This is a genomic window from Vibrio hyugaensis, from assembly GCF_002906655.1.
Lineage (GTDB): Bacteria > Pseudomonadota > Gammaproteobacteria > Enterobacterales > Vibrionaceae > Vibrio > Vibrio hyugaensis.
Genome location: NZ_CP025794.1, coordinates 18,179 through 38,483 on the forward strand (window position 1 = coordinate 18,179; position 20,305 = coordinate 38,483).

The window sequence follows — 20,305 nt, forward strand, 5'->3', positions numbered from 1 at the left end:
ATTTCCTCCCGTGTTGATTTTCATGCCTTTGAAAGTATGGAACATAAATTCTCATTTCGTATAGCGAATTGGTATCACTAAGATTGATTAATTACGTTACGACTTTGATAGTGGTGATATCGGATTGCGGGCGTGAAGTATGCTAAGGTGCCTCGGTAGTGATGAATGAGGGAAACATGAACCGATACCGCCAACTCGCTGAATTGTTCAAAATTCAAATTCAGCAAAATACATGGAGAGCAGGGGAGAAGCTCCCTTCAGTGCGTGTCACCAGCCGCAATCACAATGTTAGTGCAGGGACGGTCTTACAGGCGTATCAACTCCTAGAAGCGCAAGGTTGGGTGAGCGCTAAACCTCAGTCTGGCTATTTTGTTACGGCGGAACTGGAACGTTTAGAACCGAATGACCCAGATAAGAGTCTCTATCGCACTTCGGTAAACGATGAGTTGTATGAGTTCCTTAAACACCAGTCTGCGCCAGAGAGTATTAAGTTTGGATCGGCATTTCCTGATCCGACGTTGTTTCCTCTGGATGCGCTTAACCGCAACCTAGCCAGTTCAGGTCGCAAAATGGGGCCAGAGACACTACTTGATAATCTTCCTCCGGGCAGTGAATCGTTACGCCGTTTAATTGCACAGCGTTATATTCAGCAGGGACTTGTGTTGAGTCATGACGATATTGTCATTACCTCTGGCGCGATGGAAGCGTTAAATTTGAGCCTTCAAGCAGTGACTCGACCTGGTGATACGGTTGTAATTGAAACTCCGACTTTCTATGGGGCACTTCAAGCGATCGAGCGATTGGGCTTAAACGCGATAACAGTCCGTGTGGATGCTAAGGATGGTCATTCGCTTGAGCAAATAGAGGCTGTGTTTGCCAATCATGATGTGCGTGCTTGTTGGCTAATGACCAATTTCCATAATCCGACCGGAACTTCCCTTAATGACCAGCAAAAGCAAGGCATCGTTGAGTTGGCAAATCGTTATGATGTGTATGTAGTAGAGGATGATGTTTATTCAGAGTTGTATTTTTCAGAGACGAAACCTGCGCCTTTAAAATCGTTTGATACTCAGGAGCGAGTGCTGCATTGCGGTTCATTTTCGAAAAGCTTATGCCCTGGTTATCGGTTAGGTTGGGTAGTAAATAAACGCTTTAACGAGCCGATTCAAAAACTTCAACTCATGTCGACCTTGTCGGGCAGTGCTCCTATTCAACAAGGCGTGGCGCACTATCTGCAAAATGACAGCTATGACAATCATCTTAGAAAGCTGCGCAAAGAATTACAGTTACGCCAAACAAGGTTTGTGGTTTTAATAGATAAATACTTACCTAAATCCGTTGACTATTGTCTTCCTCAAGGCGGGTACTTCTTGTGGCTTAAATTACCTCCAAGTTTGAATGGTAAGGCCATTTACCAAGCTCTAATCTCTGATAACGTGACGGTGGCGTATGGCAAGCTTTTCTCTGTTGATGACCAGTATCAAGACTATCTAAGGCTGAACACCTCGCTGCCTGTTGATGAAAACCTAAAACAGGCTATGTGCAAATTGGGTGACTTACTTCACTAAAGGAACTGTTTAACGTTTTTTTGGCCTAACTGTACTAAAGCGGTTTACCGGTCATGTGCTTCAATCGACTGTAGAGTAATTGCAATGTTGGAGTGACAATGAAAAAACAGTTGGTAAAACATGAAGTAAGATTGATAGCCGTTGCTATTTTTAGCGCATTTCTGTTGGTATTTGCGCATCTTATTTTGGCGAAGTCTTTCTCGCATATGGCTTGGACAGAGTACACCGCGGCCGTGATCCCTTTCATTATGTTTGGTTTATGTGTGTTGGGCGTTAAGTACGCAGAACATGCAGATAGAGAAGGGGATGGAGAGCAGTAAAATCATGAAAAATTTAGGAAGAGAGAATGAAGAGTGCATGGTTGCTTGCGTTATCTATGATCGCCTTTGGGTGCTCAGCGAAACAAGATGTAGAACCTAAGTCGGTTACCCTAGTCTATGATCACTCAAAATTGACTGCGGAGATACAAGCCGACAATCATTTCGAGGCTCATGTCGATAATGATAAAGAGCGTATCGATTTATCTGGCTTGGTACGGAAACTTCACCCTGACTACCAGTTAGATGTCTCGGTAATTAAGTCTAGTAAGACTCAGCATGCAACAAATCAAATTAGTACGTCATTGTTGATCAAACAAAAAGAGATTGAAAAACCTATTTTGATTGGTGGTGTTTATCAGCATACGGTGGTCAATGACGAGAACAACAACCCGACAGTGACAGAATCAGCCAGTGTGATGAGCGTTAAGTTGAATTTATAGTAGTTGGCAACGGAACCTATCTGTGAGATCCGCGACAAAACAAAAGACCTCCACATGGGAGGTCTTTTTCATTCTGTATCACTCTTGGTGATTAGAAGTTCGCAGAGCGAGGAGTTCGTGGGAACGGGATAACGTCACGTACGTTACCCATACCGGTTACGTAAGAGACTAGACGCTCAAAACCAAGACCGAAGCCTGCGTGTGGCACTGTGCCGTATCTACGCAGGTCGCGGTACCAGCTCATGTGCTCTGGGTCGATACCCACTTCACGCATGCGCTCGTCTAGGATGTCTAGACGCTCTTCACGCTGAGAACCACCGATGATTTCACCGATGCCTGGTGCAAGTACGTCCATCGCTGCTACCGTTTTACCGTCATCATTTGCACGCATGTAGAATGCTTTGATGTCTTTCGGGTAGTTCTTAACGATTACAGGTGCTTTGAAGTGCTCTTCCGCTAGGAAACGCTCGTGCTCAGAAGACATATCGATACCCCATTCAACTGGGAATTCGAACTCACGACCTGAATCAAGAAGAATCTGGATTGCGTCAGTGTAGTCAACTTGTGCGAAGTCAGAAGATACGAACTGCTCTAGACGAGTGATGGCTTCTTTGTCGATGCGTTGAGCGAAGAACTCAAGATCATCACGACACTCAGCAAGAACCGCTTTGAACACGAATTTCAGCATGTCTTCAGCCAGTTTCGCTACGTCATCCAGTTCTGCGAACGCAACTTCAGGCTCAACCATCCAGAATTCCGCTAGGTGGCGGCTGGTGTTTGAGTTTTCAGCACGGAAAGTAGGGCCGAACGTGTAAACTTTGCTTAGTGCACAAGCGTAAGCTTCTGCGTTTAGCTGGCCTGATACCGTTAGGAACGTCTCTTTACCGAAGAAGTCTTCGTTGTAGTCCACTTTACCTGCGTCAGTACGAGGTAGGTTTTCCATGTCTAGCGTAGATACGCGGAACATTTCACCAGCACCTTCTGCATCTGAAGCAGTGATCAACGGCGCAGATACCCAGAAGTAACCTTGCTCGTGATAGAAACGGTGGATTGCTTGAGATAGGCAGTTACGTACACGTGCTACCGCACCGATTACGTTTGTGCGCGGACGTAGGTGCGCAACTTCACGTAGGTACTCGATAGAGTGACGAGTTTTTGCCATTGGGTAAGTGTCAGCATCTTCAACCCAACCAACTACTTTAACGTCAGTAGCGGCTAGTTCGAAGTCTTGGCCTTTCGCAGGAGAGGCAACAATCTTACCAGTTACTTCAACAGAGCAGCCAGTGGTTAGCTTAAGTACTTCGTCGTCGTAATTATTAAGATTATTAGGGACCACGGCCTGAATCGGGTCGAAACAAGAGCCGTCATAAATGGCAAGGAAAGAGATTCCAGCTTTGGAATCACGACGTGAACGGATCCAGCCACGAACAGTTACTTCACTGTCTACTGCTAGCTGACCTTTCAAAACGTCTGATACAGGCGCGTAAGTCATGTTTGAAATATTCTCCATTGAGGTAAAAATTCAACTCAACACTTACTACATTGCTTGCTTTAAACGGCTTTGTTTAAAAAACGAGCGAAGCGTTGAATTGGATAGAATTTTACAGATTCATCGGGACATATTACCTGTCAATTCGTCAGCTTCAACCTTTATATTCAATTTGGAGGGGAGAAATTTCTTATTTACTCGCCCTTTGTTCCTCAGACAGCGTAAATTGGTTAAGTAATAGCTCTAGACGTTCCGAAAGCTGCTCCAAATCAACGCTGATGTCACGTGTGTGAGATGCAGATTGCGAAGTTTCATTCGCGTGTCTTGTGATGGTATCGACTTTCAACTGAATGTGTTTGCTCACCTCTGACGTCGTTTGTGTTTGATGTTGAATGTTTTCTGCATGTCTCAAAACTTGATGCATTTCGTCTACTACATCGCGCATGGTTTCGGAGAGCGCTTCGACATCGACGGAACGCTGATGAGCAAACTGGCACACATTATCGACCGAAGTGAGCGACTCTTCACTGCCTTGTTGAAATTGCACGATGATGCTTTCTATATTGCTGGTCGCTTGCGCTGTCCGAGAAGCAAGGTTACGGACTTCATCTGCGACAACCGCAAATCCACGGCCTTGGTCACCTGCACGAGCTGCTTCAATTGCGGCATTGAGAGCCAGTAGGTTGGTTTGTTCCGCAATACCTTTGATGACACCCAGGATGGATGATACTTCTGCGGTTTGTTGATTCAATGTTGTGATCTTCTCGCGCACCTTGTCGATATCGGTCACTAGGTTCTTGATGTCTTCACTTACATGGTGCGCTTGACCTGCACTGGCGGTTGCGACATCAACGGTATGGTTGACCAACGTTGTTGCATCAACGGTCGCTTGTTCTACGACACTTTGTTGTTGCAGCATGTCAGTGATATTGGTTTGCACTTCATTGGTTTCTACTTGCTGGTTGTCTGCCGCTTCATCGGTAGATTGAGCAACGTCGGTTAAGCGTCCGGCTGACCCCGCCAGTGAATGCGATGTTTCCTGAACTTTGTCCAAGCTTTGTGAGACCGTATCCATAAAGGAATTGATAGAATCCGATAACTGTCCAACTTCGTCCTTTTGCTTATGCTCTAAACGTATGGATAGATCCTTGCTCGCACTGACATTCGACATAAAACGCGACGTCATTTGTATTGGCCTAACGATGATTTTACGAATCAATCCCATGGTAATTAAAAAGCCCACAAACGCGATAACTGACATGATACCCATCGCAAACATGGCTTGTTTATTGATAAGAGAATTAACATGGCTCATGTTGTATTCCAAGCGGATTGCACCTAACACTTCGCCTTCTGGGGCAATATGGCAAGACACACAATTCGTACCACGATAGTTTTCGCTTGATTTCATCGGCAGTGCAACCACCAAGCCTTTCCCCCAATCCGCGCTGAAAGGCTCAATCACCAACTCACCGTTTAATGCTCTCTGGTCAATGTCATCTATCGGTTTTTGATTCGCATCGCCAGCGCCGTAAAATTTAGAGACTGCATCAGCACGAAGTACGCGCACTTGCTCTATGCCTTCTTGAGCGAGCGCTTTTTGTCGTAGGGTTTCTTTTTGCGACATCGTACCGGTGAGCATCATCATATTTAGGCTATCGAAGTAGCTGCTTGCCTTATCGTGTAGTTGTTCACTCAGCACGTCGTTAATAAGTGTCTTTTGTTGAAAGTATTGATAGCCAGTCGATGCAGCTAAGACGCAAGTGAAAACAACTATCAGTGCCAGTAACAGTTTGAAGGTAATCGTTGAGCGCATATTTTTATAAGTGTAATTGGAACGAATCCCACAATATTAAGGGCTTAGCGTGATATGAGCGATGGATAGGGCGAATGAATGTGACCCTAAACAATGTAGGGTTATGTAAATGTGATGTAAGTAGGGTGTAATCAATGGATTGGCGCTGCGCCAATTTTTAGACGAAGGGGTTTTACCTAAATTTCAATTATTCTTTCTTGTTTAACCGGTTGTTAACCCGAGGTCGTGTAATCTCTTTTTGTACTCTTAGAGTCGTCAAAGTAGGGGAGTTTGGGGTATGTATGACCCTATTTCATTTTCCTAACCATTTTTCTGGAATCTCCAGATTTGGCAATCTTCAAGATGCTTGGAGGTTGCCGTTTTTTATCAGTTAATCATTCTGAATCAGTGAATCGTTTTCCTCTTTCTCATGCTATTGATAAAGGTTGTCATTAAAGGGTGAATTCCTTAGTATTGCGTCTCTTTTTAAAGCCTGAGAATCAAGATGAAAACAGAATTATACAAAGAGTTTATGTTCGAAGCGGCACACCACTTGCCACACGTACCAGAAGGCCATAAGTGTGGTCGTTTGCACGGACACTCTTTCTTAGTTCGTCTTTATGTAGAGGGCGAAGTTGACCCACATACCGGTTGGGTTATTGATTTTTCAGAAATCAAAGCAGCATTCAAACCCATTTACGATCGTTTGGATCATTACTACCTGAATGATATCGAAGGTCTAGAAAACCCAACCAGTGAAGTCCTTTCGAAGTGGATCTGGCAACAGCTTAAGCCAAGCTTGCCGCTACTGAGCAAAGTAGAAATCAAAGAAACATGTACCGCAGGTTGTATCTACAAGGGCGAATAATCTCGCACTGTATTTCAGACGATAGAGGCAAGCCAACGGGCTTGCCTTTTCTTTTTGCCCCGATTTGGGTATCAAACGACGAGTTCTCTATTTCGCTTAGTAGCCTATTCCGTTGCGTAGGGCGAATTGAACTAGCTCGGAATGAGTTTCGAGTTCCAGCATGTCCATTAAACGGTATTTGTGAGATTCAATCGTTCTTGGACTCAAGCTGAGCTCTGTGGCGATCTGTTTTGCTGATAAGCCATTTGCCAAGTGTCCGAGCACATCACACTGTCGGTGGCTCAGCCTCAGCATCTTATTGTTTTCACTGCTTGTCTTCATATTTGGTTTGTGAAGGCTGCGGTGCAACTTAGAGTGCTGCCAATAAGACAGCCAGACTTGTGCTAAAAAAGTAACTTGTTCTAGCTTTTTATCGTTCAATCCACAGCGATTTTGGCCAAATATCGTAAATGAAATGCCGCCCCAGCGCTGGCCAAACTGGCTTAATGGAATGGTATAGTGACAGCATGCGCCTTGTGCTGCGAGCATTCTTAGCAAGACGACATCGCTATTTTCCAAAGCAGCCCTGTTAAAGGTCTGAGTTTGCTCTGAATTACCAATAAGACGAAGGTATCTTTCTGCGTCTTCAATACCGACTTGCTCAGCTGTGACAATTTTATGCGGTGGGCGTGCGACGGCGAGGGTCTTACCTTGATTAAAGAACAGCATGGAATTGGGGAACATGGTCATTCGATCGATTTCGAACCAGTGCATTGCTTCCATCATGAATTCGCGTAGTTTGATTTCGCACTTGTCTGCTTCAGAAGAGATAAGCGACATTGCTTGCCTCATCATAAGCGCTTCAAAAGTTTCTGCCTCTATTGTCTTACCTATCTCACTGTCCATTAAAACGACTCGCACGGAATGAATTTTATAAATGCAGTAATTTTACTCTACATTCTACCTAGATGATTTTGCAAAATGTCTGTGCATTATTTCGAAGTTCTTGGAATAACGTAAATGAACCCTATTCGGTGAATGGGTGCGAGAGGATGCATTCTCAAACCTAATTATTACACTTTTATAGGCAGATACACAGACTTTAAGTTTAGGTTTTTGGCGAGCAGCTGTTTCAAATTTGGCTAATCTTATCGCCATCCGGAGAGGTAACAATGAAAATGATGAAGCTTCGCTACCGTGCAGGGGCGTATGGCAAATGGGTGGAGGTTGTTGTGTCTGCTCTCGTTGCAGAAGAATTAGCGAAGGAGTACACCGGTTACGGCTGGCAAGCAGAAGTCGTCATGGTATGACATTTTGGAGGAGGCAGGTGTGCTAAACGACCTGCCTTCAAAGTTCACTTAATTCAGATACCCAATCTATCAGTTCAGTGCATGGCGCAAGATCAGCGCTTTTCCACTCTCTTCATAAATCGTCTTTTGGGTGTTATCGAACCCTGCCGATTCAAACAATCTAATTCCAATGTCATTACTACTAGATACTGTCGCGCACACAGAGCTGCTTTCAGTGTCAATCGCGTAGCCATAGATCATCAGTTTTTGTAGCGTTGCTTTTCCAATTCCTTGCTGTTGAAAGCGCTTATCGACCATAAGATAGCTTAAACCCAATTCATGGCGTTTGGCGAAGGGAGCGTGTTGGGCGAAGGCTTTGTCTATCACTAAATATCCGACAATAAGATAGTCATGAAAGATGGTATAAAACACCTCTGACTTACTACGTTGCTGGTAAGCCTGTTCAAATGGCTTAAAAAATCCTTTTTGATCTTCTTGCACTTCCAGTTGCATCAAGCTGGCAAAATCTTTCAGCTTGGCAGGTTTAATGGCGATCATGGTCTGAATCTGTTCAGAGGCGGTAAACACAATACCGCCATTATAGTTGTGGACATTAAAAGGACGCAATCTGGTTCTGTGTGGATTTTGCTATTAAATAGAGGTCGCTAGCGGCAAAGCGGATAATAAAAGCCTTGATGAATGTGCGCACCAAGTGTGGTTAGTAAATGGGCACACTCTGCGGTCTCCACGCCTTCCACGATGACTGCACAGTGGTATGTGTGTCCCATCGCAATAAGCTGACGTAACGTCTCTACTTTTTTGTCGTCTTGCTTCAGGTTGATAACAAACAAACGGTCAATCTTGAGATAACTTGGCGTAATTTGACTGATGAGCTCGACATTGTTGTTACCAGTCCCGAAATCATCAATGCTGATTTTGCACCCGATGGCTTTGAGCTTGTTGATGTTATTGAAGATCTCTTGCGTGTAGTACATCGATGCGTTTTCTGTGATTTCAATCGTCAGAAGTGAACAGTCCAATTGAGCCAATAATCGATATAAACGTGTGAAATTACGCTTTTCCAATAGAGAAGGGCACACGTTGATACTCAGAGGAGCGAGTAAGGATTTTGATTTGCCATAGACGAGTCTGATGACCAATAAGGTATGATTGATTAGAAATCCATTGGCGATTAATGACTCAATAAACTTTTGAGTGTTTTTAACCTTAAAGCGCGACAGGACTTCATAGTGGATATTCTGTCGATTTGATGTGTTGTGGATAGGTTCAAGTTTGAGATTGAACTGACGGATAGCCCAAAGGTAAGTGGCTAACGAGCGTAGCTTTTTATGTCGGAAGACAAGCATTAGAATAAAGCTCAAAACAAGGATGCTAGTAATAGGTCCTTTTACGTAATACACCTCTTTGTAACCGTTTTCTTTGACGTTATACAAGAACGATTGCCCGTTAGTATCGCCAATTTCTAGCGCCGTGCCAGTATTGGTACACACTTTCATGCCAGACAAAAACATGCGCGACATATGGCTCTCAAAGCTATTTGATACATTCACGTTTTTTACTCTGACGAGGACTTGTGCACCGTTAAATAAAAACGAATGGGTTGTATAGCTTTCGTTGTTTAACCAGCTTTCTCTGTCTTTTTTGTTCACTGGGACCACTGCTTCTGGCGTGACTAAACAGCGAATGTTGCGCTTGTCGATCATCAATGCTGACTCGACTAATTGAACATTATCAAATAAGCCTTTTAATTGGTCTTCATGTCCAAAACAACTCTGTTGAGCGAGATCTTGTGCGAAGTTCATTGCATCATCAAAATAGTTTTGCTTAACAATCGTCCCGATGCTGTAAAAACAAATGGCAATATACAGCGCGATGGTAAAGCCAATAAAGCACAACAAATTCAGGTATAGCGCTCTACTACGTAAGCAAATAGCAGCGGCCATTCTTACGCTATGAACGGCTTGCTGGTGGATTCTCGCTTGTTGAAGAAGCCCATCTTTTTGTGCGTGCTGGCTATCGTATGGCACAAAATATCCCTTTCGGTGAATGTTTTCGATGAGAGACTTTTGGGTCTCTATGTGATTCTTTGTTAGTTGCCTGAACTTTTTCCTTATGGACGCAACAGCGTTCTTAAATCCATTTTCCGGCAACATCAAGTGATGTTGCGCTGACAACTTCTTTTCGATTTTCCTCTGGCTAATAGGCGCGTTTAAGCTCCCAAAAGCGGCAATGGTGCTAAGGATTAAGTATTCGATTCTGCTTACGGGAATAGAAGAGTGGATGGAGTTATTGAGCTGTAATGAAAGTTCTTTTTCGGACAAGCAAACGCAGATTTGGTTTCCAAGTTCAAACCTAATCATGTGTTAAAGCGCTCCAGGATTAATTTTTGAATACGTTATCAATATTGAGATAGCAGGTATGTGACCTTCTACGGGCATATCCTAAACTTCTGGATATAGTGACAATTTTAGATTTTTTTATAAAGCTCAATCCAGAGAGATTTTACATGGGGAAAGATCTTTAGGCGAAAAAAAGCCCGAGCGAGTTGCTCGGGCTTCTGATGGGAGAGGTTGGGAGATTAGCAGATAACTTTTACTGCTAGGCCGCCTTGAGATGTCTCTCGGTATTTTGCGTTCATGTCTTTACCTGTCTCTAGCATGGTCTCGATAACCTTATCTAGAGAAACTGTCGGTGCAGATGAGCGACGCAGTGCCATACGAGTTGAGTTGATCGCTTTTACTGCCGCGATACCGTTACGCTCGATACACGGAACCTGTACCTGACCAGCAACTGGGTCACACGTTAGGCCTAGGTTGTGCTCCATTGCGATCTCTGCTGCCATACATACTTGCTCTGGGCTACCACCCATAAGCTCAGCAAGGCCAGCTGCCGCCATAGAACATGCCACACCAACTTCACCTTGACAGCCAACTTCTGCGCCAGAGATAGACGCGTTGCGTTTGTAAAGACCACCGATCGCGCCAGAAGCGGCGAAGTAACGGATGTAATCTTTTTCAGTCACGGTTTGGATGAACTTGTCGTAGTAAGCCAGTACCGCAGGGATGATGCCACATGCGCCGTTTGTTGGTGCTGTCACAACACGACCACCTGCTGCGTTCTCTTCGTTTACTGCGAAAGCGAACATGTTTACCCAGTCAACAACCGACATTGGATCGTTTGTTGTTTTTTCAGAAGTAAGCAGTTGCTGACGAAGTGCTGCTGCACGACGAGGTACGCGTAGTGGACCAGGCAGAATACCTTCTTCGTTCATACCACGATCCATACATTCGCGCATGGTGCGCCAGATGTTCGCGAAGTAAGTACGAGTCTCTTCATCAGAGTGCAGAGAGTGTTCGTTTTTCATCACGAGTGCACTAATAGAAAGACCACTTTCTTTACACTGGTTAACGAGCTCTTCTGCTGTTGTGTATTCGTAAGGAACCTTGATTGGGTTCTCAATCTCTTTACCGAAGTTCTCTTCATCAACGATGAAGCCGCCGCCGATAGAGTAGTATGTCTTTGAGTACACTTTTTCGTCTTCGATCCACGCGTGGATCTGCATGCCGTTTTCATGTAGCTCAAGGTTAGTAGTATGGAAGTTCATACCACCGTCTTTCGGGAACGATACTGTGTGACAGTGCATGCCAACAGGAAGGCGTTCAGTTTCTTCTACGCGAGCGATAAAGCCCGGAATAGAGTCGATATCAACTTTCTCAGGGGAGTTGCCTGCAAGACCCATGATGATAGCGATATCCGTGTGGTGACCTTTCCCTGTCAGTGATAGTGAACCATAAACGTCAACGGTGATTTTAGTGATGTCGCGCAGTTTTCCCATCGCACGGAGGTCATCAATAAACTCTTTACCCGCTTTCATTGGACCTACAGTATGTGAGCTTGAAGGACCAACACCGATCTTATAGATATCAAAAACACTAATCATATCGATTACCTCAGAACAAAGCCTCCCAAGGGGAGTTGGGAGGCTTTTTATTATCGTTATATTCTTGGATTAATCATGCTTTATAAAAGAGCAGTGATTAAAGAGCGCCGTAGATTACAGAACTAATTGCCGCAAGACCACAGATTGCTGTGAAAATCTGTACAGGTGCTGAAGTTTTGTACTTCGCCATTGCTGGCACTTTCTGCATCGCGAATACAGGCATCAAGAATAGGATAGCTGCAATCATTGGTGCACCCATCGTTTCGATCATGCCTAGGATGCTTGGGTTAACGATAGCAACAATCCAAGTCGTCACAACGATGAAGATAAGAGACGCTTTTTCAATCTTGCTCTTAGGAGATTCAGAGCGAGACTTGATTAGACCTACTAGACCTTCATGAGCACCTAGGAAGTGACCGAAGTAGCTAGAAGTGATCGCTGCGAATGCAACCAATGGACCCATGTAAGAGATCAGTGGTGATTCGTGAACGTTCGCTAGGTAAGAAAGAACCGAGATGTTTTGCTCTTGCGCAGTTGCTAGTTGCTCTGGAGATAGAGAAAGCACTACAGAGAATACGAAGAACATTACAAAGCCCATCAGCATCATCGCTGCGCCGCCAGTGATAGAGTCAGTTTTCTTAACTGCGTCATCACCGTATACACGACGTTGTTCTTTAGAGAACTGAGAGATGATTGGGCTGTGGTTGAATGAGAATACGATGATTGGAATTGCTAGCCAAACGATTGAAGGCATCTCGCCCCAGTTTGGAGACACTTCCATCATTGATGTATTCCAGTCAGGAATTAGGTAGAAAGACAGTGCTAGTAGAACAAATACTAGAGGGTAAACCATTGCTGATGTTGCTTTCAGCATTAGCTCTTTACCGAATACTACACCCGCAGTCATCGCAGCGATTAACGCGCCAGAAAGTAGCCAGCGAGGAATAGATTCCATACCCATTTGGTTAACTAGGAAAGAGTCAACCGTGTTTGTGATACCAACACCGTAGATAAGTACGATAGGGTAGATAGCGAAGAAGTATGCAAAAGTAATAAGGTTTGCGCCTGTCTTACCGAAGTGCTCTTCTACTGTGTCAGTGATATCAGCTTCAGGGTTTTTCGCAGAAAGTACGAAACGAGCGAGAGATTTGTGTGCGAACCAAGTCATTGGTGCCGCGATTAGAGCAAGGATAACTAATGGCCAGAAACCGCCAGCACCTGCTTTAATTGGAAGGAAAAGTACACCTGCACCTACTGCTGTACCAAATAGGGACAAACACCAAGTGAAGTCTTTGTAAGAAAACTTACTAGACGATTGTGCGGTTGAAGCCGCAGAAGTAGTTGTATTCATTTTTGAGTTACTCATTTTGGGAACAGGAAATAAGTCGGGAGCAATTTTGCAAGATTTTGCACTAGGAAAATTAGATCTAAATCATGTATTGCTCGAGCTTATTGAATGATATGTCAAAAACCTGCTTTTTATCACGAAAATGGCGTGCTACACGTGATAATTGCTAATGAGTGAAATTAGAAAAACTTATCTGAAGCGGTTGTTGTATAAATTTTTCTCACCGCAAGCGTTTGCCTTATAAAAATCAAATTAAACTAATGTGAATTGATGTTTGAAAAATAACTTTTTATTAATATAGATGCACATGATGTTTGGTTTTAAAGTCAACTTAATATTGATAAAGCAGTTACTTAGAAATGATGTGTTTTTGCATGGATTCGATGATCTGTGCGGTCATTCCCCAAATAAAATGCTGCTGATATGGGATGGCAAAGACGCGATGACTAGTGTTTCTTAGGTTGAATTTTGAACTGTACAGCTTTTCAGGGTTTAAAATATGATTGGCTGGGACTTCAAAAACTGAGGCAACTTCGTTGGGGTCAATTTGCGTTGTGTAGTCTGGAGAAATGAAGGCCAAAAACGGTGTCACATTAAATTGGCTAATCGTTGGCAGCTTTGGCAGCTGACCAAATACCTTTATATGCTTTTCATGAATACCAATTTCTTCTTCGGCTTCTCGCAGTGCCGTATTCACAAGAGTGTGATCCTCCGTCTCATATTTTCCCCCTGGGAAGCTAATTTGGCCAGGATGGTGTCGTAAATGTTCGGCTCGTTTGGTCAAAATCACTTGCATCCCTTCTTTTCTCTCAACAAAGCCAATTAACACCGCAGCATCACGAAGTGAGGTGTCTTTCAAATGTGCTAATCGCCCCAAAGACTCTCGGTGATAGCCTGTCGGTAAATGGAATTGGAAGTTTTGCAACAATGTCGTTTTATCAATGACCAAATCGGAGTCCTTAAGAAGTCAGCTGACGAATGGATTCGTATTATATTAATTTGAAACTTATAGCGTTATACACCATTCTTTATTTTAAGACGTCACTATAAGGTTAGCTAAATACGATGAAAGGAATCATTTTCACGGAGTTCATGGAGTTAGTGGAAGAGAAGTTTGGTCTTGAGGTTCTCGATCAGGTTTTGGATTTATCTAACGATGAAGGTATTTACACCTCGGTAGGCAGTTATGACCATCGAGACCTTGTTAAGTTGATCGTTAATCTCAGTAAAGTGTCTGATATTCCGCCAGAAACGCTGCAAGAGGTGTTTGGTGAGTGTGTTTTCCAGAGCTTACTCAAATCAATTCCGAATCATGCCAGCTTGCAGCAGTGCAGTACGACGTTTCAATTCGTACGTCATGTAGAGGATTTCATTCACGTGGAAGTGAAAAAGCTATATCCCGATGCAAATCCCCCGCAGTTTGACTTTATTAGTGAGGCTGAATCTGAAATGGTGTTTGATTATAGAAGCGCACGTTGCATGGCGCATGTATGTGTGGGCTTGATTCAAGGCTGCGCGAACCACTTTAATGAGCAAGTAGTGATCAAACATCAAAACCAATCAGAAGATGGAAGCCAAGTGCGTTTTTGGCTGGAGGCTCAATAACCAAATATGACGGGAAATTCCTCATTAGAAAGGAAACTCAAACGAGAGATCGCGTCGCGTAAAGCGGCTGAATTACTGTTAGAGCAAAAGAGTTTAGAACTGTATGAATCTAACCAACAGTTAAGTGTGGCGCTAAAAAAGCTCGAGATGAAGTCAGAGAAAGATCTGCGCAAATTCGAATTCGAAGAGCAAATCGATGCCACCTTGATTAGGTTCGGACGTACTTTCCTTTCTAGCACCTTCGATGAAACCATGATTGCCAGCTTCTTGGAACAGCTGACATCAAACTCTGTTGTGTCGGGTGCTTACCTGTATTTAGAAGCTGAGCGTTTGAGCTCATTACGTCGGCATCAATTTGGACATTTGGCGTTAGCGCATGATGCACCAATCACAAGCAAACCGCGTTGGGAAGGAAATGCGCTTTATTTACCCATTACGATTGATTCCAGTATTTTGGGTGAACTGATCTTCTCTGTCGCACTTGATCAAGTTGAACAGGAATTTATTTCTAAGCAAATGGTACTGGTTTCCGATCTCGTGCATGGTGTTATTAGTCGGCATTTGAGCCTAGATCGTGAAGTGGAATTACGTAAACGCGCCGAAGCGTCTGAGAAGGCGACCAAAGAGTTTGTTGCTATGATCAACCACGAACTCAGAACGCCTCTTAATGGCGTACTTGGCAGTGCGGACCTGCTTAGTAAAACCCTACTTGGGGATGAACAACAACAGTATCTGAGTAATCTTACGCATTCTGGGGACCTACTTAGAGTCATCATCAACGATTTGCTTGACTTCAGTAAGATGAACGCTGGGATGATGGAAATCATCGATAAAGTTTTTGCTTGGAAAGCGCTAGAGGATGCATTGACTGGCGTATTTGCGGCTAAAGCTGCCGAGAAGCGCATTCATTTCTCTATTGATAAGAAACTCGGGATCCCAGAGTTTTTGGTCGGAGATTTTGAGCGGATTACCCAGATCTTGGTTAACCTAATCGGTAATGCGATTAAGTTTACTCAACTCGGAGGTGTGGTGCTGCGTGTCGAATGGAACAATGGCTTTGCACATTTTGAAATAGAAGACACCGGCATTGGTATTCCGTTAGAAGCACAACAAGCGTTGTTTGATCCTTTTGTTCAAGCAGACCGCTCTACAAAGCGCAGTTTTGAAGGGTCAGGTTTAGGTTTGGCGATTTGTAAGAACCTTGTCGATCTGATGAAAGGGCAGATCAGCTTTGTCAGCGAGCCACGCAAAGGGACAACGTTCCAAGTCGTGGTACCGCTTAAACGAGGAGAAGCGCCCGCAAATTTAGCCGGGTCGGAGGCAACCGGTCGACAAATTGAGTTGGCAGGAAGAAACATCTTAGTTGTAGATGATATTCGGATGAATCAGGTCATCGTCACTCAAATGCTTAAAAAACTCGATATCACACCCGATCTAAAAAATAACGGCTTGGAGGCATTGGAGGCTGTTAAAAACAAAGACTACGAATTGATATTCATGGATTGTCGAATGCCAGAGATGGATGGGTATGAAGCCACGGTTCACCTAAGAGAGGATGGCTTTAACAATCCCATTATTGCACTCACAGCGGGGACGACGTTAGAAGAAAGGAAAAAGTGCATCGAATCTGGTATGGATGACATTCTTACCAAGCCCTACACCGCGGCAGATATCGAACAAGTGATGTGTAAGTGGCTCAAAGAATAGCGCTAGTAGAATAAAAACAAACGGCTCTGTAAGAACAACAGAGCCGTTTTTAGTTTAGTTTCTTCCACGTTAACTTTTACTTTAGCGCTGGTAGAATTTTCGAAAGCTTGTCTAAGGTTTCTTGATATTCCGAGGCACAATCACTGTCAGCCACCACACCGCCGCCAGCCCATGCATACAGTTTGTTGTTTTCTGCAACGAGAGTTCGAATAGTGATGCTGGTATCCATACGACCATGGCGTGAGATATAACCAATACTGCCACAGTAAGCGCTGCGACGATGCGGTTCTAGTTCTTCAATGATTTGCATCGCACGGACTTTAGGTGCTCCGGTGATTGAACCGCCTGGGAAGCAAGCTCGAAGCAAATCCGCCGCGGAATATTGCGGATCTAGATTGGCTCGAATGGTACTTACCAAATGGTGAACGGCAGGGAAGCTCTCAATATCAAACAACTTTGGCACATGGACACTACCTGGAGAAGCAACACGCCCAATGTCATTACGCAGCAAGTCCACAATCATCAAGTTTTCTGCCTGATCTTTCTCTGCGGTTTGTAAATCCTGCGCATTGGCTTGGTCTTGAACGGTATCCGCACCGCGTGGTCGAGTGCCTTTGATTGGTTTGGTCTCGATAACGTTGTCTTTCAGTTCCAAGAATCGTTCTGGAGAAATACTCAACAGCGTAGATTTTGGCATACGAATAAATGCTGAGAAGGGCGCTTGGTTTGCCGCTTCCAGCTTTAAATACGCTTGCCATTCACTGCCCTGATAAGGTGCATTAAAACGCTGAGCTAAGTTGATTTGGTAACAATCACCGCTTAACAGATATTCTTGTACGCTATCAAAGCGTGTCGCGTAAGACGCTGGCGTCATGTTGGATTGCCAGTCACCTTCTAGCTGAAAGCCTTCTGCAGTGTCAGGTACTTGTTCGTTCAGCCATTGCCATGCGGCTTGCGTGTTTTGGCCAACAAGGCTCGCGGTCTTCAACTTATGATCGACAACCAAAGCCCATTCATACAGACCAACTGCCATATCTGGTGTTTGTAGATCTTTGGCTGCGAGCTCCGGCATAGATTCGACTCTACGGCCTAAATCGTAACTGAAGTAGCCAAGTGCACCGCCTACAAACGGCAGATCCCATTGACTACCGAGTTCAAGATTGGGTAGAAGCTGTTGTTGGAGCGCGTCCAACAGCGAAAACGGGTCATCTTGCGACACATATTGTTCGGATTTAGTTTTGATGTGCGTATTGTCTGCAATGGTTTCAAGCGTCGCGATTGGGTTGGCCACCAACACATCAAATCGGCTGTCGATATGGGTCTCAGAAGCGGAGCGTAAAAGCATCGCCCAAGGTTGGTGTTCTATACGAGAAAATAGGGAAATGGTGAGGTCGTCGGCGTAATCCAATGCCTTAAAATCAAGCAATTGCGTATCCATGTTGTTCATTTGTTTAAATTGTGACAAAGAGTTCGTTCACTGCATGGCATGTCATGGGCAGCAAGAGTATCATAAACACCACTATACCCAAATAATCTCTAGATACATGATTCAGCGAGAATGATTTGGTTCGCATACGCGACGACGATTCGCATGTTTTAGTGGGTCTAAATCAAGAATCGTCAACACTGTATGCGAGCCAAAGCAACTCGCCCTTCGGGAGCAAGCCACTGCTTTAAGAGTGCTTTGCGTTTGAACTTTCGTGAGTGTTTTAAAACGATTCACTTACTGAGTTCCCTAAGTGGCGCCACTATGAACTTGTATATGGGGGTTATTTGGGTATAGCGCCAAACTACCTCTATACAAGGGTTTGAGGTGGTTTTACTATATGGAAGGCGACTTCATTTAATCGTGTGTCGATATCAGCCGTTCGACAATTTGTTCACATAAAACGAAGCTCATTTAGAGCAATAAGCTCAACAAACACGAAAGAAGCCAGCCAATAATGGAAGCAAAGCATAACAATAATGAGGCATGCAATGACGGTAATACGCACGCAGGATGTCATCAGCAGTGTTGCTGATGCGCTACAGTATATTTCTTACTACCACCCGCTAGACTTTGTTCAAGCCCTTGAAAAAGCCTACCATCGAGAAGAGAGCCAAGCCGCGAAAGACGCGATTGCGCAAATCTTAATTAACTCCCGTATGTCTGCTGAAGGTCACCGACCGATCTGTCAAGACACCGGCATCGTCACCTGTTTTGTTAACATCGGTATGGGCGTCCAATGGGACTCAACCGACATGACAGTGCAGCAAATGGTGGATGAGGGCGTTCGACAGGGTTACACAAATCCGGATAACCCATTGCGTGCTTCGGTTCTGATGGACCCAGCAGGTAAGCGAATCAATACCAAAGACAACACGCCAGCAGTTGTGCACATCAACATGGTGCCAGGCGACAAGGTTGAAATTCAAATTGCAGCGAAAGGCGGCGGCTCTGAAAACAAAACCAAGATGGTGATGCTAAACCCATCTGATGATATTGCTGAATGGGTTGAGAAAACGCTACCAGCAATGGGCGCAGGTTGGTGTCCACCGGGCATGCTTGGCATTGGTATCGGCGGTACCGCTGAAAAAGCTGCGGTATTGGCAAAAGAATCTCTGATGGGGCACGTCGATATCCAAGACTTGATTGATCGTGGCCCTCAAAACGCAGAAGAAGAGCTTCGCCTTGATATCTTCAACCGCGTAAACAAGCTGGGTATTGGTGCACAAGGCCTTGGTGGTCTGACTACTGTTGTTGATGTAAAAATCAAAACTGCGCCAACGCACGCGGCTTCAAAACCAGTGTGTTTGATCCCGAACTGTGCAGCAACACGCCACGTTCACTTCACGCTTGATGGCAATGGCCCAGCAGAGCTAACGCCACCGAAGCTAGAAGATTGGCCAGACATCACTTGGGAAGCGGGCGCGAATACACGTCGTGTTAACTTAGATACAGTAACCAAAGAAGAGGTCCAAGAGTGGAAGACTGGTGAAACGGTTCTTCTGTCAGGCAAAATCTTGACCGGTCGTGATGCCGCGCATAAACGCATTCAAGGCATGCTAGAAAGTGGCGAAGGTCTACCTGCTGGTGTTGATTTCAAAGGCAAGTTCATTTACTACGTTGGCCCTGTTGATGCAGTGGGTGATGAGGCAGTAGGTCCTGCGGGTCCAACAACCTCAACACGTATGGATAAGTTCACCGACATGATGCTAGAAGAAACCGGCATCATGGGGATGATTGGTAAAGCGGAACGTGGCCCTGCGACGGTTGAGTCGATCAAGAACCACAAAGCGGTATACCTCATGGCCGTTGGCGGCGCAGCATACCTTGTCGCGAAAGCAATCAAGAAAGCCCGCGTGGTTGCATTCGAAGACCTAGGTATGGAAGCGATTTACGAGTTTGAAGTCGAAGATATGCCTGTAACGGTTGCCGTCGATTCTAATGGTACGAACGCTCACCAGATCGGTCCTGACACTTGGAAAGTGAAAATCCAAGAGATGGAAGCGTAAGAGACTTGGTCATCATTCGAACGTCTCAATTGGGAGAATGTGACAAAGTGCTGATTTACCTAGCAAACATTTGACAAAAGTGCAGCGAAAGCTGCACTTTTTGTCTATATAATCAAATATAAACTTATAGGCATAGCAAATCTCACTGTTATGCTGACAATGATTAGGAGACGGCATGCCTCGTTTTATTCAAATTCTACAAATAGTTCTTGCTGTTGTGATCGGTAGCTTTGTTGGCTACGATTTGATTCTTCACGGCATCAGTATCTTCGATGAAAAATACGTCACCATCACTTGTGTGTTGTGGCTGATTCTAGAAGTCTGCCTATTCGTTATCTACAAGTTGATAGAAGACGATTAGATTGTCCTAGCGCAGATAGAATCACTAAGCCTCTGATATTCTCAGAGGCTTTTGTGTTTTTGACGTAGGTAAATTTTGTC

The 20,305-nt window shown here is 44.5% G+C and carries 18 protein-coding genes; 9 read left to right on the top strand and 9 right to left on the bottom strand.

The features are described from left to right. The first annotated feature begins 176 nt into the window (after positions 1-176). The 3 genes from C1S74_RS00090 to C1S74_RS00100 all read left to right on the top strand — a co-directional run bounded on the left by C1S74_RS00090 (position 177) and on the right by C1S74_RS00100 (position 2,328). Positions 177-1,568, top strand: a complete 1,392-nt coding sequence (locus C1S74_RS00090; RefSeq protein ID WP_045398149.1) for an aminotransferase-like domain-containing protein — start codon at positions 177-179, stop codon at positions 1,566-1,568. Between the two features lie 98 nt (positions 1,569-1,666). Beyond that, on the top strand, positions 1,667-1,888 hold the full coding sequence (locus C1S74_RS00095; RefSeq protein WP_038873530.1) for a hypothetical protein: 222 nt from the start codon (positions 1,667-1,669) through the stop codon (positions 1,886-1,888). Positions 1,889-1,914: 26 nt separating this feature from the next. Beyond that, positions 1,915-2,328, top strand: coding sequence for a hypothetical protein (locus C1S74_RS00100; RefSeq protein ID WP_045398146.1), 414 nt, complete (start codon positions 1,915-1,917; stop codon positions 2,326-2,328). A gap of 91 nt (positions 2,329-2,419) precedes the next feature. Here the strand turns inward: C1S74_RS00100 and asnS are convergent, their stop codons facing one another. Both asnS and C1S74_RS00110 read right to left on the bottom strand, forming a co-directional pair. Next, complete coding sequence (gene asnS, locus C1S74_RS00105; RefSeq protein WP_045398143.1) at positions 2,420-3,820, bottom strand: asparagine--tRNA ligase; 1,401 nt, start codon at positions 3,818-3,820, stop codon at positions 2,420-2,422. A 187-nt stretch (positions 3,821-4,007) separates the two neighbouring features. After that, a complete protein-coding gene (locus tag C1S74_RS00110) occupies positions 4,008-5,633 on the bottom strand; it encodes a methyl-accepting chemotaxis protein (protein WP_045398141.1) in 1,626 nt (541 codons plus the stop codon). Positions 5,634-6,117: 484 nt separating this feature from the next. On the opposite strand from C1S74_RS00110, the gene queD reads away from it, so the two are divergent. Further along, positions 6,118-6,480: a 6-carboxytetrahydropterin synthase QueD gene (queD, locus tag C1S74_RS00115; protein WP_045398138.1), complete on the top strand. Its 363-nt coding sequence runs from the start codon at positions 6,118-6,120 to the stop codon at positions 6,478-6,480. A gap of 96 nt (positions 6,481-6,576) precedes the next feature. Here the strand turns inward: queD and C1S74_RS00120 are convergent, their stop codons facing one another. Continuing rightward, positions 6,577-7,365 (bottom strand): response regulator transcription factor, encoded by a 789-nt coding sequence (locus tag C1S74_RS00120; RefSeq protein WP_045398137.1) that lies wholly within the window; start codon positions 7,363-7,365, stop codon positions 6,577-6,579. 266 nt (positions 7,366-7,631) lie between these two features. Between C1S74_RS00120 and C1S74_RS26455 the strand changes: the two genes are divergently transcribed. Further along, the gene (locus C1S74_RS26455) at positions 7,632-7,769 is read left to right on the top strand and encodes a hypothetical protein (RefSeq protein ID WP_167391136.1); all 138 of its coding nucleotides are present in this window, start codon (positions 7,632-7,634) and stop codon (positions 7,767-7,769) included. Positions 7,770-7,838: 69 nt separating this feature from the next. Here the strand turns inward: C1S74_RS26455 and C1S74_RS00125 are convergent, their stop codons facing one another. The 5 genes from C1S74_RS00125 to C1S74_RS00145 form a co-directional block, all read right to left on the bottom strand. Next, the gene (locus tag C1S74_RS00125; RefSeq protein WP_045398135.1) at positions 7,839-8,306 is read right to left on the bottom strand and encodes a GNAT family N-acetyltransferase; all 468 of its coding nucleotides are present in this window, start codon (positions 8,304-8,306) and stop codon (positions 7,839-7,841) included. A gap of 107 nt (positions 8,307-8,413) precedes the next feature. Next, the gene (gene tpdA / locus C1S74_RS00130) at positions 8,414-10,129 is read right to left on the bottom strand and encodes a cyclic di-GMP phosphodiesterase TpdA (protein ID WP_045398134.1); all 1,716 of its coding nucleotides are present in this window, start codon (positions 10,127-10,129) and stop codon (positions 8,414-8,416) included. 218 nt (positions 10,130-10,347) lie between these two features. Beyond that, positions 10,348-11,709 carry an L-serine ammonia-lyase gene (locus C1S74_RS00135; protein ID WP_038866452.1) on the bottom strand — a complete coding sequence of 454 codons (1,362 nt, stop codon included), beginning with the start codon at positions 11,707-11,709 and terminating at the stop codon, positions 10,348-10,350. 97 nt (positions 11,710-11,806) lie between these two features. Next, on the bottom strand, positions 11,807-13,060 hold the full coding sequence (locus C1S74_RS00140) for an aromatic amino acid transport family protein (RefSeq protein WP_045398132.1): 1,254 nt from the start codon (positions 13,058-13,060) through the stop codon (positions 11,807-11,809). Between the two features lie 346 nt (positions 13,061-13,406). Further along, positions 13,407-14,006, bottom strand: coding sequence for a CoA pyrophosphatase (locus tag C1S74_RS00145; protein ID WP_045398129.1), 600 nt, complete (start codon positions 14,004-14,006; stop codon positions 13,407-13,409). Between the two features lie 116 nt (positions 14,007-14,122). Here C1S74_RS00145 and C1S74_RS00150 point away from each other — a divergent pair, with 116 nt between their 5' ends. Beyond that, positions 14,123-14,662 (top strand): heme NO-binding domain-containing protein, encoded by a 540-nt coding sequence (locus tag C1S74_RS00150; protein WP_045398127.1) that lies wholly within the window; start codon positions 14,123-14,125, stop codon positions 14,660-14,662. A gap of 6 nt (positions 14,663-14,668) precedes the next feature. Then, on the top strand, positions 14,669-16,369 hold the full coding sequence (locus C1S74_RS00155) for an ATP-binding protein (protein WP_045398124.1): 1,701 nt from the start codon (positions 14,669-14,671) through the stop codon (positions 16,367-16,369). 76 nt (positions 16,370-16,445) lie between these two features. Here C1S74_RS00155 and pabB read toward each other — a convergent pair whose 3' ends face one another. Then, complete coding sequence (gene pabB / locus C1S74_RS00160) at positions 16,446-17,816, bottom strand: aminodeoxychorismate synthase component I (protein ID WP_045398122.1); 1,371 nt, start codon at positions 17,814-17,816, stop codon at positions 16,446-16,448. 530 nt (positions 17,817-18,346) lie between these two features. Here pabB and C1S74_RS00165 point away from each other — a divergent pair. Beyond that, the gene (locus tag C1S74_RS00165) at positions 18,347-19,864 is read left to right on the top strand and encodes a fumarate hydratase (protein WP_038881943.1); all 1,518 of its coding nucleotides are present in this window, start codon (positions 18,347-18,349) and stop codon (positions 19,862-19,864) included. A 175-nt stretch (positions 19,865-20,039) separates the two neighbouring features. After that, a complete protein-coding gene (locus C1S74_RS00170; RefSeq protein WP_009706856.1) occupies positions 20,040-20,225 on the top strand; it encodes a hypothetical protein in 186 nt (61 codons plus the stop codon). Positions 20,226-20,305: the final 80 nt, after the last annotated feature.

Bases quoted from the DNA above. Each gene is read 5' to 3' on its own strand.
- C1S74_RS00090 (WP_045398149.1), top strand. From the start codon at position 177: ATGAACCGATACCGCCAACTCGCTGAATTGTTCAAAATTCAAATTCAG.
- C1S74_RS00095 (WP_038873530.1), top strand. From the start codon at position 1,667: ATGAAAAAACAGTTGGTAAAACATGAAGTAAGATTGATAGCCGTTGCT.
- C1S74_RS00100 (WP_045398146.1), top strand. From the start codon at position 1,915: ATGAAGAGTGCATGGTTGCTTGCGTTATCTATGATCGCCTTTGGGTGC.
- asnS (WP_045398143.1), bottom strand. From the start codon at position 3,820: ATGACTTACGCGCCTGTATCAGACGTTTTGAAAGGTCAGCTAGCAGTA.
- C1S74_RS00110 (WP_045398141.1), bottom strand. From the start codon at position 5,633: ATGCGCTCAACGATTACCTTCAAACTGTTACTGGCACTGATAGTTGTT.
- queD (WP_045398138.1), top strand. From the start codon at position 6,118: ATGAAAACAGAATTATACAAAGAGTTTATGTTCGAAGCGGCACACCAC.
- C1S74_RS00120 (WP_045398137.1), bottom strand. From the start codon at position 7,365: ATGGACAGTGAGATAGGTAAGACAATAGAGGCAGAAACTTTTGAAGCG.
- C1S74_RS26455 (WP_167391136.1), top strand. From the start codon at position 7,632: ATGAAAATGATGAAGCTTCGCTACCGTGCAGGGGCGTATGGCAAATGG.
- C1S74_RS00125 (WP_045398135.1), bottom strand. From the start codon at position 8,306: ATGATCGCCATTAAACCTGCCAAGCTGAAAGATTTTGCCAGCTTGATG.
- tpdA (WP_045398134.1), bottom strand. From the start codon at position 10,129: ATGATTAGGTTTGAACTTGGAAACCAAATCTGCGTTTGCTTGTCCGAA.
- C1S74_RS00135 (WP_038866452.1), bottom strand. From the start codon at position 11,709: ATGATTAGTGTTTTTGATATCTATAAGATCGGTGTTGGTCCTTCAAGC.
- C1S74_RS00140 (WP_045398132.1), bottom strand. From the start codon at position 13,060: ATGAATACAACTACTTCTGCGGCTTCAACCGCACAATCGTCTAGTAAG.
- C1S74_RS00150 (WP_045398127.1), top strand. From the start codon at position 14,123: ATGAAAGGAATCATTTTCACGGAGTTCATGGAGTTAGTGGAAGAGAAG.
- C1S74_RS00155 (WP_045398124.1), top strand. From the start codon at position 14,669: ATGACGGGAAATTCCTCATTAGAAAGGAAACTCAAACGAGAGATCGCG.
- pabB (WP_045398122.1), bottom strand. From the start codon at position 17,816: ATGAACAACATGGATACGCAATTGCTTGATTTTAAGGCATTGGATTAC.
- C1S74_RS00165 (WP_038881943.1), top strand. From the start codon at position 18,347: ATGACGGTAATACGCACGCAGGATGTCATCAGCAGTGTTGCTGATGCG.
- C1S74_RS00170 (WP_009706856.1), top strand. From the start codon at position 20,040: ATGCCTCGTTTTATTCAAATTCTACAAATAGTTCTTGCTGTTGTGATC.